Source organism: Streptomyces sp. NPDC057428, from assembly GCF_042803195.1.
GTDB lineage: Bacteria > Actinomycetota > Actinomycetes > Streptomycetales > Streptomycetaceae > Streptomyces.
Genome location: NZ_JBHVCT010000073.1, coordinates 1 through 14,623, shown reverse-complemented (window position 1 = coordinate 14,623; position 14,623 = coordinate 1). Strand labels below are relative to the sequence as shown.

12 protein-coding genes and 1 pseudogene are annotated in these 14,623 nt (G+C 70.9%); 2 read left to right on the top strand and 11 right to left on the bottom strand.

The features are described 5' to 3' along the window. Positions 1-67 precede the first annotated feature (67 nt). From ACFU5K_RS24045 to ACFU5K_RS23995, 11 genes are all read right to left on the bottom strand, one after another. Entirely contained in the window at positions 68-721 is a 654-nt protein-coding gene (locus ACFU5K_RS24045; protein WP_384065126.1) for a hypothetical protein, read from the bottom strand. A 114-nt stretch (positions 722-835) separates the two neighbouring features. Further along, positions 836-2,947, bottom strand: coding sequence for a phosphocholine-specific phospholipase C (locus tag ACFU5K_RS24040; protein ID WP_384065124.1), 2,112 nt, complete (start codon positions 2,945-2,947; stop codon positions 836-838). Between the two features lie 261 nt (positions 2,948-3,208). Continuing rightward, a complete protein-coding gene (gene gatB, locus ACFU5K_RS24035; protein ID WP_384065122.1) occupies positions 3,209-4,717 on the bottom strand; it encodes an Asp-tRNA(Asn)/Glu-tRNA(Gln) amidotransferase subunit GatB in 1,509 nt (502 codons plus the stop codon). 16 nt (positions 4,718-4,733) lie between these two features. Beyond that, a complete protein-coding gene (locus ACFU5K_RS24030) occupies positions 4,734-4,967 on the bottom strand; it encodes a hypothetical protein (protein ID WP_327122222.1) in 234 nt (77 codons plus the stop codon). A 5-nt stretch (positions 4,968-4,972) separates the two neighbouring features. Further along, a complete protein-coding gene (gene gatA / locus ACFU5K_RS24025; RefSeq protein WP_384065120.1) occupies positions 4,973-6,475 on the bottom strand; it encodes an Asp-tRNA(Asn)/Glu-tRNA(Gln) amidotransferase subunit GatA in 1,503 nt (500 codons plus the stop codon). A 5-nt stretch (positions 6,476-6,480) separates the two neighbouring features. Next, a complete protein-coding gene (gene gatC / locus ACFU5K_RS24020; protein WP_014153935.1) occupies positions 6,481-6,777 on the bottom strand; it encodes an Asp-tRNA(Asn)/Glu-tRNA(Gln) amidotransferase subunit GatC in 297 nt (98 codons plus the stop codon). 131 nt (positions 6,778-6,908) lie between these two features. Further along, positions 6,909-9,047, bottom strand: coding sequence for a putative bifunctional diguanylate cyclase/phosphodiesterase (locus tag ACFU5K_RS24015; protein ID WP_384065117.1), 2,139 nt, complete (start codon positions 9,045-9,047; stop codon positions 6,909-6,911). 299 nt (positions 9,048-9,346) lie between these two features. Then, positions 9,347-11,542, bottom strand: a complete 2,196-nt coding sequence (gene ligA / locus ACFU5K_RS24010) for an NAD-dependent DNA ligase LigA (RefSeq protein WP_384065115.1) — start codon at positions 11,540-11,542, stop codon at positions 9,347-9,349. Positions 11,543-11,573: 31 nt separating this feature from the next. Beyond that, on the bottom strand, positions 11,574-12,599 hold the full coding sequence (locus ACFU5K_RS24005; RefSeq protein WP_384065113.1) for a methionine synthase: 1,026 nt from the start codon (positions 12,597-12,599) through the stop codon (positions 11,574-11,576). A gap of 33 nt (positions 12,600-12,632) precedes the next feature. After that, entirely contained in the window at positions 12,633-13,322 is a 690-nt protein-coding gene (locus tag ACFU5K_RS24000; protein ID WP_384065111.1) for an SDR family oxidoreductase, read from the bottom strand. A gap of 51 nt (positions 13,323-13,373) precedes the next feature. After that, the gene (locus ACFU5K_RS23995) at positions 13,374-13,910 is read right to left on the bottom strand and encodes a TIGR00730 family Rossman fold protein (RefSeq protein ID WP_384065109.1); all 537 of its coding nucleotides are present in this window, start codon (positions 13,908-13,910) and stop codon (positions 13,374-13,376) included. A gap of 77 nt (positions 13,911-13,987) precedes the next feature. Here ACFU5K_RS23995 and ACFU5K_RS23990 point away from each other — a divergent pair, with 77 nt between their 5' ends. Both ACFU5K_RS23990 and ACFU5K_RS23985 read left to right on the top strand, forming a co-directional pair. Then, positions 13,988-14,323 carry a DUF427 domain-containing protein gene (locus ACFU5K_RS23990; protein ID WP_384065107.1) on the top strand — a complete coding sequence of 112 codons (336 nt, stop codon included), beginning with the start codon at positions 13,988-13,990 and terminating at the stop codon, positions 14,321-14,323. 62 nt (positions 14,324-14,385) lie between these two features. Then, positions 14,386-14,478: pseudogene (locus ACFU5K_RS23985) on the top strand (alpha/beta hydrolase); the annotation flags it as partial. Positions 14,479-14,623 lie beyond the last annotated feature (145 nt).

Below are 14,623 nucleotides of genomic sequence, written 5' to 3'. Positions count from 1 at the left end.
GGGGTCCCGCCCCGCACACCCCGGCCGCCGGGACTCGCAAGTCAGGGCAACCCTGGTCCCGAAGGGCTCAGCCGCCGGACGCGGACGGCAGCGCGACGAAGAGGTCCAGGTACATGCCGATGGAGATCAGCACGCCCAGCGCGCCGAGCGCGACGCCCGCCCAGGCCACGGAACGGATCCAGCCCGGCCGGGGAAGGACTGACGGCGCCCCGAAGGCGGGGCGGACCAGGACGAACACGCCGACGAGCAGGGCGAGGAGCGCGAACACACCGTTGACGAGGGCCGTACTGTGCCAGGCGTCGCCGTAGATCTCGTTGATCTGCTGTCCGGCGCTGCCGCCGCCGGAGGTCTTGATCTGGCCGATCAGGGTCTCGCGCTCGGCGGCGACCCGGCCGGTCCACGCTCCCGAGAGGGAGACGATCCCGAGCCCCGCGGCCACGACGGCCGCGGCGCCCGATCCGGTCCCGGCGGACGCGGCGGCCTCCGCCTCGGCGTAGGGGTCGGGCTCCAGCTCGTTCTCCAGGCCGTCCTCCGCGGCGGCGTCCGTCGCCGCCACGTCCATGGCGGTAACGTCCGCCACGGTCACGCCGGGCGCGACGTCCCCCGGCACGGCATCCTCCGCGGGACCTGCCTTCTTCGCCAGGTCCGGTGCGGCGGGGGTGCCGCCCGTCGCCTTCGTCTCGGTGTCGTCGGTGGTCGTGGTGGAGGGGGTGGTGTTCATGTGCCGCACGCTAAGGGTCCCGTATGAGAGCCTCCTTAACGCCGTGCACGCGGTCCCGGGCACGGGGGCGGACCGCGCCGCGGGCCGTGGGTCCCGTGCCCGGGAAGCGGACCGTCAGCCGGAGACGCTCGGTCGGCCGTTCTCGATGTGGCCCATCAGCCGCCGCCGGAAGGCCCCTTCCGCGCCGGCCGACACGTCGAGGTCGTACCAGCCGTGGGAGTCGGCCGCCGAGTGAACGACCGTGCGGCTGCGGCCCGGCTTGACCTCGACCCGCCGGGTCCAGTCCAGCAGATCGTCCTCCTCGACGTATCCCAGCGGCCGGACGACGAACGTCACTGTGCGGTGGCCGGTGTTGCGCAGGGTGAGGTGGAGGTCGCGCTCGTCGGCGTCGATCCGCGTGGCTAGTTCGGCGGGGCTGTTCGAGGTGCCCTCGAACTCCCGCCGAAAACCGTTCGGTCCGGTGACCGTGAAGCGGTACCGCTCGTCGTCGAGGGGCACGGTCAGCTGCGCCCTCCTCCTGACGTCTCGGTGCTGCGGGACGGGGAACTCCCCCGCGTACGGGTACAGCGCGAAGTGCGCGGACGAGCTTCCGGTGTTGCTCAGGGACAGCCGCAGCTCCTTGCCGTCCACCAGCACGGCCTGCGCGTCGGGCTGGTAGGGCAGCGGCCTGGCGGGGCGCACACCCGGCTCCTGGACGGGCATGCTCTGTTCGGCGGGCGGCCTCGGCTGCCAGCGACCGCCGAAGGGCGGGACGGCGCCCGGGTGCGCCACCTCCGGCTGCCGCTGCGTCCGGCGGAAGTCGAAGGCCGAGGTGAGGTCACCGGTGACCGAGCGGCGCCACTCGCCGATGTTCGGCTCCTTCACACCAGTCCAGCGCTCCAGGAGGCGGACCACCGAGGTGTGGTCGAAGACCTCGGAACAGACGTAGCCGCCGACCGTCCACGGCGAGACCACCAGGAGGGGCACCCGCACACCGAGTCCGGTCGGCTTGCCCTCCCAGCGTTCCTCGGTGACCTCCACGGGAGGGACCGGGGGCGGCACGTGGTCGAAGAAGCCGTCGTTCTCGTCGTAGTTGATGATGACGGCGGTGTGCCGCCACACGTCCGGATGCCTGCCGAGCGCGTCGAGGACCTTGTAGACGATCGTCGCGCTGTGGACCGGGGACGAGACGCTCGGATGCTCGGAGTCCACGGCGGACGGCACGAGGTAGGACACCGCCGGCAGCGTTCCGGCCGCGACGTCGGCGGCGAACTCGTCGGCCAGCGTGCCCGTCTCCACCCGGCGCAGACCGCGTTCGAAGAGACTGCGCTCGGCACGGGTCAGCGTGGCCACGCCTTCCTCCAGCAGTCCGAGCAGCCGGTCGCGCTCCGGCCCCGCCCCGGCGTCCCGCACCTCCGCGTAGAAGGACTCCATGTAGGTGTGCCCGCCCGTCCGGGCCAGAGCCTTGCGGGCCAGCGCCTTGAAGGTGCTGAAGAACTCGATCTGGTTGTCGGTGAAGTTCTCCCATTCGGTGTACGTACGCCAGCTGCGCCCGGCCTTCTCCAGTCGCTCCGCGTACGTGCCCCAGCCGTAGCCGGGGTGCGTGCCCTCGTCGTACGCGTCGTTGCCGACCGCCCGGTCGCCGTTCGCCTCGAATCCGGTCTTCCCGCTCCACAGGTGGTTGCGGTTGGGGCTCGTCGAGCTGTGGACGGAGGAGTGGTAGGCGTCGCAGACCGTGAAGGTGTCGGCCAGTTCGTAGTGCAGCGGGATGTCCCGGCGGTCGTAGTACGCCATGGTCGCGGCCGTCTTCGCGGTCACCCAGCCGTTCATCCACCCGTCGGCCCAGGCCTTGCCGCCACCGCTCCAGGAATGGTCGAGGGCCCCGATGTACTGGAGGTCCTTCTTCTGCGCGGCAGCCGCCTCGCGCACGGGGAAGGGCAGCACCGGGGTCCCGAGCGGGCCCGGCTGCTCGAAGACGGGCCCGCCCGACGGAAGCTCGATCGCGTTGCGGTCACCGAAGCCGCGCACCCCGCGGAGCATGCCGAAGTAGTGGTCGAACGAACGGTTCTCCTGCATCAGGATCACCACGTGCCTGATGTCCGCCAGCCCACCGGATCCCGTTGCCTGCTGCGGCTGCGCGGCCATGGCGGCCTGGAGCGACGGGGGCAGCAGCGAGGCCGCGGCCGCGGCCCCGAGAGCGCCGCCGCCCAGAGTGAAGAACCGTCGCCGTGAAAAGTCCGTAGCCATGTGAGCCTCCCGAGAACCAGTGGTACGCCAGGAAGGTAGACAAGCGAGGTGGCGACGGGAAGGCGTGCGTACGGCCCGGTGGTGAATGTCCGGCAGGTGCCTCACGGCGTCACCCCGGCAAACCCCCCGCGCCGGTCGCGCGCGCGGGGTGGCCAGGGCCCTTCGCCCGAGCACTCTCGCGCCCGCCGGGCGCGGGCCGGGCAACGCCGGAGGGGCGGAGCATCCGGTGGATGCTCCGCCCCTCCTTCCGTGGTGCCGAGGTCAGCCCTCGACGCCGAGCTTCTCCAGGATCAGCTCACGCACGCGCGCCGCGTCCGCCTGACCGCGGGTGGCCTTCATGACCGCTCCGACAAGTGCGCCGGCCGCGGCGACCTTTCCGCCGCGGATCTTGTCGGCGATCGCCGCGTTGCCCGCGATGGCCTCGTCGACCGCAGTGCCAAGCGCACCCTCGTCCGACACGACCTTCAGACCGCGCTTCTCGACGACGGTGTCCGGGTCGCCCTCGCCCGCGAGGACACCCTCGAGGACCTGGCGGGCCAGCTTGTCGTTGAGGTCACCGGACGCGACGAGCTCGGCCACCCGGGCGACCTGAGCCGGGGTGACCGGCAGCTCGTCCAGGCTGCGGCCGGTCTCGTTGGCGTTACGGGCCAGCTCGCCCATCCACCACTTGCGGGCCTGGTCGGACGGTGCGCCCGCCTCGGTCGTGGCGACGATCAGATCGACCGCGCCCGCGTTGAGGATGGACTGCATGTCGTGCTCGTTGACGCCCCACTCGTCCTTCAGCCGCTTGCGGCGCAGCCGCGGCAGCTCGGGGAGCCCCTTGCGGAGCTCCTCGACCCAGTCACGGGACGGGGCGACAGGCACCAGGTCCGGCTCGGGGAAGTAGCGGTAGTCCTCGGCGTTGTCCTTGATGCGGCCGGCCGTGGTGGAGCCGTCCTCCTCGTGGAAGTGCCGGGTCTCCTGCACGATCGTCCCGCCCGAGTTCAGCACCGCGGCGTGGCGCTGGATCTCGAAGCGGGCGGCGCGCTCGACGGAACGCAGCGAGTTGACGTTCTTCGTCTCGGAGCGCGTACCGAACGCCTCGCGACCGTGCGGGCGCAGCGACAGGTTGACGTCGCAGCGCATCTGGCCCATCTCCATCCGGGCCTCCGAGACACCGAGCGCCTTGATGAGCTCGCGGAGCTCGGCGACGTACGCCTTGGCGACCTCGGGGGCGCGTGCCCCGGCTCCCTCGATCGGCTTGGTGACGATCTCGATGAGGGGGATGCCCGCACGGTTGTAGTCGAGCAGCGAGTGGGAGGCGCCGTGGATGCGGCCGGTGGCACCGCCGACGTGCGTCGACTTGCCGGTGTCCTCCTCCATGTGGGCGCGCTCGATCTGCACGCGGAAGATCTCGCCGTCCTCCAGCTGGACGTCCAGATAGCCGTTGAAGGCGATCGGCTCGTCGTACTGGGAGGTCTGGAAGTTCTTCGGCATGTCCGGATAGAAGTAGTTCTTCCGGGCGAAGCGGCACCACTCGGCGATCTCGCAGTTCAGCGCGAGCCCGATCTTGATGGCGGACTCGACGCCGATCTCGTTGACGACCGGGAGCGCGCCCGGCAGTCCGAGGCAGACAGGGCAGGTCTGCGAGTTGGCGTCCTGCTTGAGCTCGGTGGAGCAGCCGCAGAACATCTTGGTCTTGGTGCCCAGCTCGACATGGACCTCCAGGCCCATGACGGGGTCGTACTTCGCGAGGGCGTCCTCGTACGACTCCAGGTCAATGACAGTCACGGTGAAACTTTCCCTCTCAGCCCAGCAGGACGTCGTCGTCGCCGAGACGCTTGAGTTCGCGGTAGAGGATCGCCAGGCCGGTGACGATCGCGGCGGCCGAGACGGCGGCGTCGATCAGCCGGAGGGTGTCGCTCTCCTGTCGGGCGAGCTTGGCCTGCTTAGCGACGCTCAGCGCGCCGAAGGCGGTGGTGCCGAGCGACAGGTACACGCCGGACTTGGACTTCTTGAAGTTCTTGGCCTTCTTGGTCATTGCACTCACAGTGACGGAGCCTCCTCAAGCAGCGGGTGACCCCACTTTTCCACGAAGGCGGCCTCGACGGCGGCTCCGACCTTGTACAGCCGGTCGTCCTTCATGGCGGGGGCGATGATCTGCAGCCCGACCGGCAGCCCGTCCTCCGGGGCCAGGCCGCAGGGAAGCGACATGGCGGAATTACCGGCGAGGTTGGTCGGAATGGTGCACAGGTCCGCGAGGTACATCGCCATCGGGTCGTCGGCACGCTCGCCGATCGGGAAGGCGGTGGTGGGCGTCGTCGGGGAGACGATGACGTCGACCTGCTCGAACGCCTTCTCGAAGTCCCGCGTGATGAGGGTGCGGACCTTCTGGGCCGAGCCGTAGTACGCGTCGTAGTAGCCGGAGCTGAGCGCGTACGTGCCCAGGATGATGCGGCGCTTGACCTCGTCGCCGAAGCCGGCCTCGCGGGTGAGCGCGGTGACCTCCTCGGCCGAGCGCGTGCCGTCGTCGCCGACCCGCAGGCCGTAACGCATGGCGTCGAAGCGGGCGAGGTTCGAGGAGCACTCGGACGGCGCGATCAGGTAGTACGCCGAGAGCGCCAGGTCGAACGACGGGCAGTCGAGCTCGACGACGGTGGCGCCGAGGGACTTCAGCAGCTCGACGGACTCTTTGAACCGCTGGACGACGCCGGCCTGGTAGCCCTCGCCCGAGAACTGCTTGACGACACCGACGCGCATGCCCTGTACGGATCCGTTGCGCGCGGCCTCGACGACCGGCGGGACCGGCGCGTCGATGGAGGTCGAGTCGAGCGGGTCATGTCCGCCGATGACCTCGTGCAGGAGCGCCGCGTCCAGGACCGTACGGGCGCAGGGCCCGCCCTGGTCGAGGGAGGACGAGAAGGCGACCATGCCGTAGCGGGAGACGCCCCCGTAGGTGGGCTTGACGCCGACGGTACCGGTGACGGCGGCGGGCTGGCGGATGGAACCGCCGGTGTCCGTGCCGATGGCGAGCGGCGCCTCGAAGGAGGCCAGCGCGGCGGAGGAACCGCCGCCGGAGCCGCCCGGGATGCGGGTGAGGTCCCAGGGGTTCCCGGTCGGGCCGTAGGCGCTGTTCTCGGTGGAGGACCCCATGGCGAACTCGTCCATGTTGGTCTTGCCGAGGATGACGACGTCGGCCGCCTTCAGCTTCCTGGTGAGGGTCGCGTCGTAGGGCGGGACCCAGCCTTCGAGGATCTTCGAACCGACGGTGGTCGGCATGTCCTTCGTGGTGAAGATGTCCTTGAGCGCGAGCGGGACGCCGGCCAGCGGGCCGAGCTTCTCGCCCGCCTCACGCTTGGCGTCGACGGCGCGGGCCTGCGCGAGCGCGCCCTCGCGGTCGATGTGGAGGAAGGCGTGGACCTTCTCGTCGATGGCGTCGATCCGGGCCAGGTGAGCCTCGGTGACCTCGACGGCTGTCAGCTCGCCGGAGGCGATCCTCGCGGCGATCTCGGCCGCGGTGAGCTTGATGATGGTGCTGATGTCCGTCATGGCTGTTAGTCCTCCCCCAGGATCTGCGGCACCTTGAAACGCTGCTGCTCCTGGGCCGGGGCGCCGGAGAGCGCCTGCTCGGGGGTGAGCGACGGACGGACCTCGTCCGCGCGCATGACGTTGGTCAGCGGCAGCGGGTGGGAGGTCGGCGGTACGTCTTGGTCGGCGACCTCGGAGACGCGGGCGACCGCGCCGATGATGTCGTCGAGCTGACCGGCGAAGTGTTCGAGCTCTTCGCCCTTCAGCTCCAGACGCGCCAGCCGGGCGAGGTGGGCGACCTCCTCGCGCGTGATGCCAGGCATGCAGCGATCCTCAGGGTTCGGTGTGTGGTTTTGGCCCAATCCTATGGGGTCGCCGGGCACGCCCGTGGCCGAGCCGATCGAGCCCGGGCACTGATTAAGGACAAAAGGGCCACCCTGCGGCGAGCCCTCCCTCAGGCGGTCGCCGGGCCGGGGTTGAGCGCGCGCCCCGCGGACCTGGGTTCCAGCTCGGGCACCGCCGCCGCCGCGGCCGCCAGCTCCGACGGTCGCCGCCAGCCGTGCTCGCCCCGCGCCCTCAGCCAGGCCGTCGTCTCCTGCGGCGGCATGGCCGCCGCGACGAGCCACCCCTGCACGGCGTCGCAGTGCAGGTCCCGCAGTCGCTCCCAGGTCTCGTCGTCCTCCACGCCCTCGGCGACGACGATCAGCCCCAGCGAATGGGCGAGGTCGATGGTGCAACGGACGATCTCGGCGTCCTCGTGGTCCACGGCCAGCCGCGCCACGAACGACCGGTCGATCTTGAGCTCGCTGACCGGCAGCTTCCGCAGGTGGACGAGGGAGGAGTAGCCGGTGCCGAAGTCGTCCAGCGACATCTTCACTCCGTGCCCGGTCAGTGCGGCCAGGGTGTCGGCGGCCCGTTGCGGGTCCTCCAGCAGGACGTGCTCCGTTATCTCCAGCTGCAGGGACCCCGCCGGCACCCCGTGCCGGGCGAGCCGGGCGGCCACGCTGCCCGCGAAGCCGGGGGTGTGGACGTCGCGGGGCGAGACGTTGACCGCCACGGGCACGAAGAGGCCCTGGGCGCGCCACCGGGCCACCTGGGCCAGGGCCGTCTCCAGGACGTACTCGGTGAGGTGGGGCATGAGCCCGGATGACTCCGCGATCGCGATGAACTCGTCCGGGGGGACGCGCCCGCGCTCCGGGTGCACCCAGCGCACGAGCGCCTCGAGGCCGGCCACCTGGCCGTCGAAGCCGACCTTCGGCTGGTAGTGGAGTTCCACCTCCCGGGCGTCCAGGGCACGGCGCAGGTCACCCAGCAGGCCCAGTCTGTCCGGGGTGTTGCTGTCCCGCTTCGACTCGTAGACCTCGACGCCCGTACGGTCCCGCTTGGCCTGGTACATGGCGACGTCCGCCCGTCTGAGCAGGCCCTCGGCGTCGAGTGCGTGGTCGGGGTGGACGGCGACCCCGGCGCTCGCCTCGAGCACCAGGACGAGTCCGTCGAGGTCCAGGGGTGAGGAGAGCTCGGCCACGAGGTGACGGGCGACGCGCTGGGCACTGGTGGTCGAGTCCGCCGTGGGCAGCAGCACGGCGAACTCGTCGCCGCCGAGCCGGGCGGCTTCCGCACCTCGGGGCAGAGCGAGCCGCAGCCGGTCCGCGATCTGGAGCAGGAGCCGGTCCCCGGCCATATGTCCGAGGGTGTCGTTGACCGCCCGGAAGCGGTCAAGGTCGATCAGGACGAGCGCGGTCCTGCTGCCGGTGCCCCTGGCCTCCTCCAGCGCCGTCCACGTCCTCTCCAGCAGCCACTGGCGGTTGGGCAGGCCCGTCAGCGGGTCCCGGAGCTGCTCCTCCGCCCGCGCCCGGGCGATCCACAGCGTGGAGTCCAGTGCGATCAGGGGTACGGCGAAGAGCGGGAGCAGCACGGGCGTGGCCGACGCGACCACGCAGATCAGGGGGGCGATACCGATCAGGGCCACCGCGACGAGCCCTTGGCGCAGCAGTGCGGTACGGGCGACGGTCGGCAGCCCGCCGGTCTGGGAGGCCCGGGCGTACCACAGGAGGACACGGGTGACGAAGAGGTACACGGCGGCGGCGAGCAGTACCTCCGGTACGGCGGCGATGCCCCAGTCGAGTGGCCGCCAGGGCGTCTCGACCGTGGGCGCCTCGCCGAACGCCGACAGGACGAGCGCCGCGGCCCCGACGCCGAGTATGTCCACCGCGCCGTGCAGCAGCCCCTGCCACCAGCGATGGCGCCTGGCCATGCCGACGAGGACCACGACGACGAGGCTGACCAGCCCGGCGGACACCCAGCCGTAGAGCAGGAGGACCGCAAGGGTGAGGGCGGCACCGGAACCGGTACCGCCCCACCAGCGGTCGCGCCCGAGGGCGACCAGATGCCCCACGATGATTCCGGTGAGCAGCGCGAGCGACCAGCCGGCGGTGCCGTCGGGAAACAGGGAGTGCCCGTCCTGAACCGTCCGGTAGAACCCGGTGGCGAGCTGGACCGCGGCGAGCGCCACGGCTACCGTGCCCACGGGTGACGCGAGGCACACGAAACCTTGCAGCCGCGACACCGGTGCGGCGCTCTCGGTCGGGTTCATTCCGTCCCTCTCACAGCCGGCGGTGCCGATGTCCCACGGTGGCCCCCACTCACATGCCAACACGACCCGATTCCCGCCACACGGCCGGGCGCGGCAGGTGCTCGTTCAACAGTAGGCCGCCGGAGGCCCGAGCGGGCAGCGCTCTGCAGCTCTTGCCCGAATGCGGACCAGGGAGCCCGCACCGCCTGCTGTGCGCCGAACGGGTGGTGCGGACGGGCCCGGCCGGTCCTCCCGGCCCGTCCGCTTGATTCCCCGCCCGGCACGGGCCACGCGTCACCGGGGTATCGATCGCGCCTCGATCACGCTTCGGCCGGAACAGCCGCCCCTCTGGCCGCATCCGGCCCCTGTCCCAGGAGTACGGCGAAGCCGTCCTCGTCGAGGACGGGCACCTTGAGCTGCATCGCCTTGTCGTACTTCGACCCGGGGTTGTCGCCCACCACGACGAAGGAGGTCTTCTTCGACACGGAGCCGGTCACCTTGGCGCCAAGGCTCTGGAGTGCGTCCTTCGCGCCGTCCCGGGTGTGCGTCGTGAGCGTGCCGGTGACGACGACCGTGAGCCCTTCCAGCGGCCGGGGGCCCTCGTCGGCGCCCGCACCCTCGTCCTCCATCCGGACCCCGGCCTCACGCCACTTACGCAGGATCTCGCGGTGCCAGTCCTCGGCGAACCACTGCTTGACCGACGCGGCGATGATGGGCCCGACCCCGTCGGCGGCTGCCAGTTCCTCCTCCGACGCCTCGTCGATCCGGTCGACGGACCTGAACTGGCGGGCCAGTTCCACGGCGGCCACCGGCCCCACGTGGCGGATGGAGAGACCGGTCAGGATCCGGGCGAGCGGGGCCTCCTTGGCTGCCGCGATGCCCTCCAGCATGCCGAGGGCGTTCTTCTTGGGGTCGCCCTGCTGGTTGGCGAAGACCGTGGCGATCTTCTCCTCGCCCGTCTTCGGGTCGCGCTTGGGCAGTCCGCTGTCCGCGTCCAGGACGTAGGCCCGGATCGGCAGAAGCTGCTCCACCGTCAGGCCGAAGAGGTCCCCCTCGTCCAGCAGTGGCGGCTCGGCAGGCTCCAGCGGCCGGGTCAGGGCCGCCGCGGCCACGTAACCGAAGTGGTCGATGTCCAGGCACTTGCGTCCCGCCAGGTACGCCAGCCGCTCCCTCAACTGAGCGGGGCACGAGCGGGCGTTGGGGCAGCGGAGGTCGATGTCGCCCTCCTTCATCGGACGCAGCGCCGTGCCGCATTCGGGGCACTCTGACGGCATGACGAACTCCCGCTCACTGCCGTCGCGGAGGTCGACGACCGGGCCGAGGATCTCGGGGATCACGTCGCCCGCCTTGCGGAGCACCACCGTGTCCCCGATGAGGACGCCCTTGGCCTTCACGACGTTCTGGTTGTGGAGGGTCGCGAACTCGACCTCGGACCCCGCCACCTCCACGGGCTCCACCTGTGCGTAGGGCGTGACCCTGCCGGTGCGTCCCACGCCCACGCGGATGTTGACCAACTTGGTGTTGACCTCCTGCGGGGCGTACTTCCAGGCGATGGCCCAGCGCGGCGCGCGGGAGGTGGAGCCGAGCCGGCCCTGGAGCGGGATCTCGTCGAGCTTGATGACGACACCGTCGATCTCGTGCTCGACGGACTGGCGGTTCTCCCCGAAGTAGGCGATGAACTCCCTTGCCTCCTCCAGGGTTTCGACCACCTTGTTGTGCCGGGCGGTGGGCAGGCCCCATCCCCGCAGCATGTCGTACGCCTGTGAGAGCCGGTCGATGTCGAAGCCCTCGCGGGCACCGATGCCGTGCACCACCATGTGCAGCGGGCGGGTGGCCGTGACCTTGGGGTCCTTCTGCCTGAGCGAGCCGGCTGCCGCATTGCGCGGGTTGGCGAAGGGCTTGTCGCCGGCCTCGACGAGCCGGGCGTTGAGCCCTTCGAAGGCCTCCATGGGGAAGAAGACCTCGCCGCGGATCTCGACGAGTGCGGGAATCCGGTCGCCTTCGAGGCGGTGCGGGATCTCGGCGATGGTGCGGACGTTGGGGGTGATGTCCTCGCCGGTGCGGCCGTCGCCACGGGTCGCCGCGCGGGTCAGCCTGCCGTGCTCGTAGGTGAGGTTGACGGCGAGGCCGTCCACCTTGAGCTCGCACAGGAAGTGGTAGCCGCCCCTGCCGACGTCCTTGGCCACGCGCTCGGCCCAGGCCGTGAGTTCCGCGTCGTCGAAGGCGTTGTCCAGGGAGAGCAGGCGCTCCCGGTGCTCGACGGAGGTGAAGTCCGTGGTGTAGGGGCCCGCGACCTTCTGGGTCGGCGAGTCCGGGGTGCGCAGCTCCGGGTGCTCGTCCTCGATGGCCTCCAGCGCGCGCATCAGGCGGTCGAACTCGGCGTCGCTGACGACCGGCTGGTCCTTCACGTAGTACCGGAAGCGGTGATCATCGATCTGCTCGGCGAGGAGTGCGTGTTGCTCCCGCACCTCCGCCGGCACACCGGTCAGCTGCTGTGCCTGCTCTTCGCCGGCCATCGTCCGTTCCTCCCGTTGACCCGAGACCCTGCTACTCAGGGTTGTCTGCGAGCGACTTCGCGGCCCGGGCGCAGTGGGCGAGCGCGGCGCGCGCGTACGCGGGCGACGCCCCCGCGAGCCCGCAGGACGGAGTGATCACGACGGACTCGCTGAGAGTCCCCGGATTCAGCCCCAGCCTGCTCCACAACGTCCTGACCTTCTTGACGCTACCGCCAGGGTCCGACAATGCGGTCGAGGCACCGTCGAGACCGGGAACCACGCCGAGGAAGAGCTGGGTACCGCCCTCGACAGCTTCCCCGATCGCCTCCTCCTCACGCTCGGTGAGCAGAGAGAAGTCGAAGGAGACAGCGCCCGCTCCGGCCCGGCGCAGCAGCGCGAACGGCACCTCGGGGGCGCACGAGTGCACGACCGTGGGCGACGCGCCGTTCACGGCGAGCAGATCACGCAGCGCCCCCTCGACGACCTGGCGGTCCACCGCACGGTAGGTGCGGTAACCGCTCGCGGAGCGCACCCGCCCCAGCAGTACGGCGGTGAGGGAGGGTTCGTCGAGCTGGAGCACGACCTCCGCGCCGGGAATCCTGCGCCGCACCTCGGCGAGGTGGGAGCGCAGGCCCTCGGCCAGGGAGCCCGCCAGGTCACGGCAGGCCCCCGGGTCGCCGAGCATGGCCTCTCCGCCACGCAGTTCGAGCCCTGCCGCCAGGGTCCAGGGGCCGACGGCCTGAACCTTCAGCAGCCCTTCGTACCCCTGGGTGAACTCCTCCAGGGCGTCGAGGTCCTCGCCCAGCCAGGAGCGGGCCCGCCGGGTGTCGCGGCCCGGCCGGTCGCTGACGCGCCAGCCGCTCGGCTCGACGTGGCCGTACATCTCGACGAGCATGCCGATGGTCCGGCCGATCATGTCGGCGCCGGGCCCCCGGGCCGGCAGCTCTCCCAGGTGCGGCATGCCCTGGCCGTCGGCGAAGGACCCGGTGACGGTCCTGGCCGTCTCCCGGGCGTCTCCCCCCGGCATGGACCCGATCCCGGTGGCCGCACTCGCACTGAACCCGCTCTTCTCGCTCACGGGGGGAAGCCTACGGGCCCCGGGTGGCCGCTCTCAGCGGCCGGGGCGGACCGTCAGGTCGTTGACCTCGGCGTCCCGGGGCAGATCGAGTGCCATCACGATCGTGGTGGCGACCGACTCGGGGTCGATCCAGCGAGAGGCGTCGTACTCCTTGCCCTCCTGCTGGTGGACCTTGGCCTGCATGGGGCTCGCCGTGCGGCCCGGGTAGACGGAGGTGACGCGGACCCCGGCGCCGTGCTCCTCGTGGCGCAGCGAGTCGGCGAGCGCCTTGAGGCCGTGTTTGCTGGCTGCGTAGGCTCCCCACTCGGCGTGCGCCGCGAGTCCGGCGCCGGAGTTCACGAAGACGACGTGACCCTTGGCGACGCGCACCTGCGGCAACAGCAGTCGGGTCAGTTCGGCGGGGGCGACCAGATTCGCGTTGAGCTGGAAGTGCCAGGCCTTGGGGGTGAGTTCGCCGATCCGGCCGAGCTCGACGACTCCCGCGATGTGGAGCAGCGAATCGAGGCTGTCGGGCATCGTCTGCTGGCCGAACGCCCAGGAGAGGCGGTCGGGGTTGCCGAGGTCGCCGACGAGCGTGCGGGCACCGGGGTGGAGCGCCGTCAGTTCCCTGGCGCGTCCGGCGTCCCGGGCCAGCAGCAGGAGATCGTCGCCGCGTTCCCGGAGACGGCGGGCGACGGCTTCGCCGATACCGGAGCCGGCGCCGGTGATGAGATGAGTAGGCATGCCCTCATGCTCGCATCACGTCGGGCGCCCCCTTCCCACCCGTCCCGGATCTCACCGCAGGCCGGCCGACTCCTCCAGGTGGGCGAGCGCCCCGACGGCGTCCTTCGCGAAGAACACCAGGTCGGTGAGGGGAAGGGGCAGGAAGCCCTCGTCGTCCATGCGCTGGAACTGCTGGCGCAGGCCGTCGTAGAACCCGGCGGTGTTGAGCAGGACGACGGGCTTGGTGTGCTTGCCGTGCTTCTTCAGCTCGAGGATCTCCGTCGCCTCGTCGAGCGTGCCGGTCCCCCCGACCATGATCACGACGGCGTCGGCCTTCTCCAGGAGCAGGGTGCGTTCGGCCAGATCCTTGGCGATCACCATCTCGTCGGCGTCGGTCCGCGCCTTCGCCGCCAGGAAGTCCACCGACACCCCGACGAGACGGCCGCCCGCCTCCTGGACGCCGTCGGCCACGACCTTCATCAGCCCGCTCTCCGACCCGCCCCAGACCAGGGTGTGCCCGCCCCTGCCGAGCAGCTCGGCGAACTCACGGGCGGGCACCGTGTAGCGGTCGTCGAGGTCGGCGGCGGAGAGGAAGACACAGATGTTCATGGGAACACCGTACGACCGGCCACGGCCCCGGATCCGGCCCGGGGAAGAAACCGGCCTCCCGGGTGGCTGAAGGACATATGACTTCCACCACAGGACATACCATCACCGTGGAACCCGCCGCCGTGCACGTGCGCGCGGTGCACGACGGCCAGGTGCTCGCGGAGAGCCGTCGGCCGCTGGTGCTGCGCGAGACGGGCTGTCCCGTCCGCTACTACCTGCCGCCCGAGGACGTGAGGACCGAACTCCTGACACCGTCCGGGACCAGTACGCACTGTCCGTTCAAGGGGGACGCGTCCTACTGGTCGCTGCCCGGTGCGGCGGACCTCGTGTGGGCCTATCCGGAGCCCAAGGACCAAGTCGCCCCGATCAAGGACCATTTCTGCTTCTACGCCACCGAGGTCGTCCCCGACTGACCGTCAGAAACATTTCCGCGCGACGGCGATGAGTTCCACCGGGCGCGGGAGTCCACCCTCACATGGACAAGACTCTCTCCCGCGACGGCACGTCGATCGCGTATCGCCGCCGCGGCGACGGGCCGCCGGTGATCCTGGTCGGCGGGGCTCTGACCCGAATCCGCAGGTAGTGGCGTGCTCGTGGGTCGTCAGCGGTCAACTTGCGTGATGCGGGGTGTTGTTGGGTTTCCGGCGTGTTGGTGTTCTGGCTGTCGTGCCAGGTGGACGGCTTTCCGGGGCGGGGTTCTGGTCTGGTCGGGT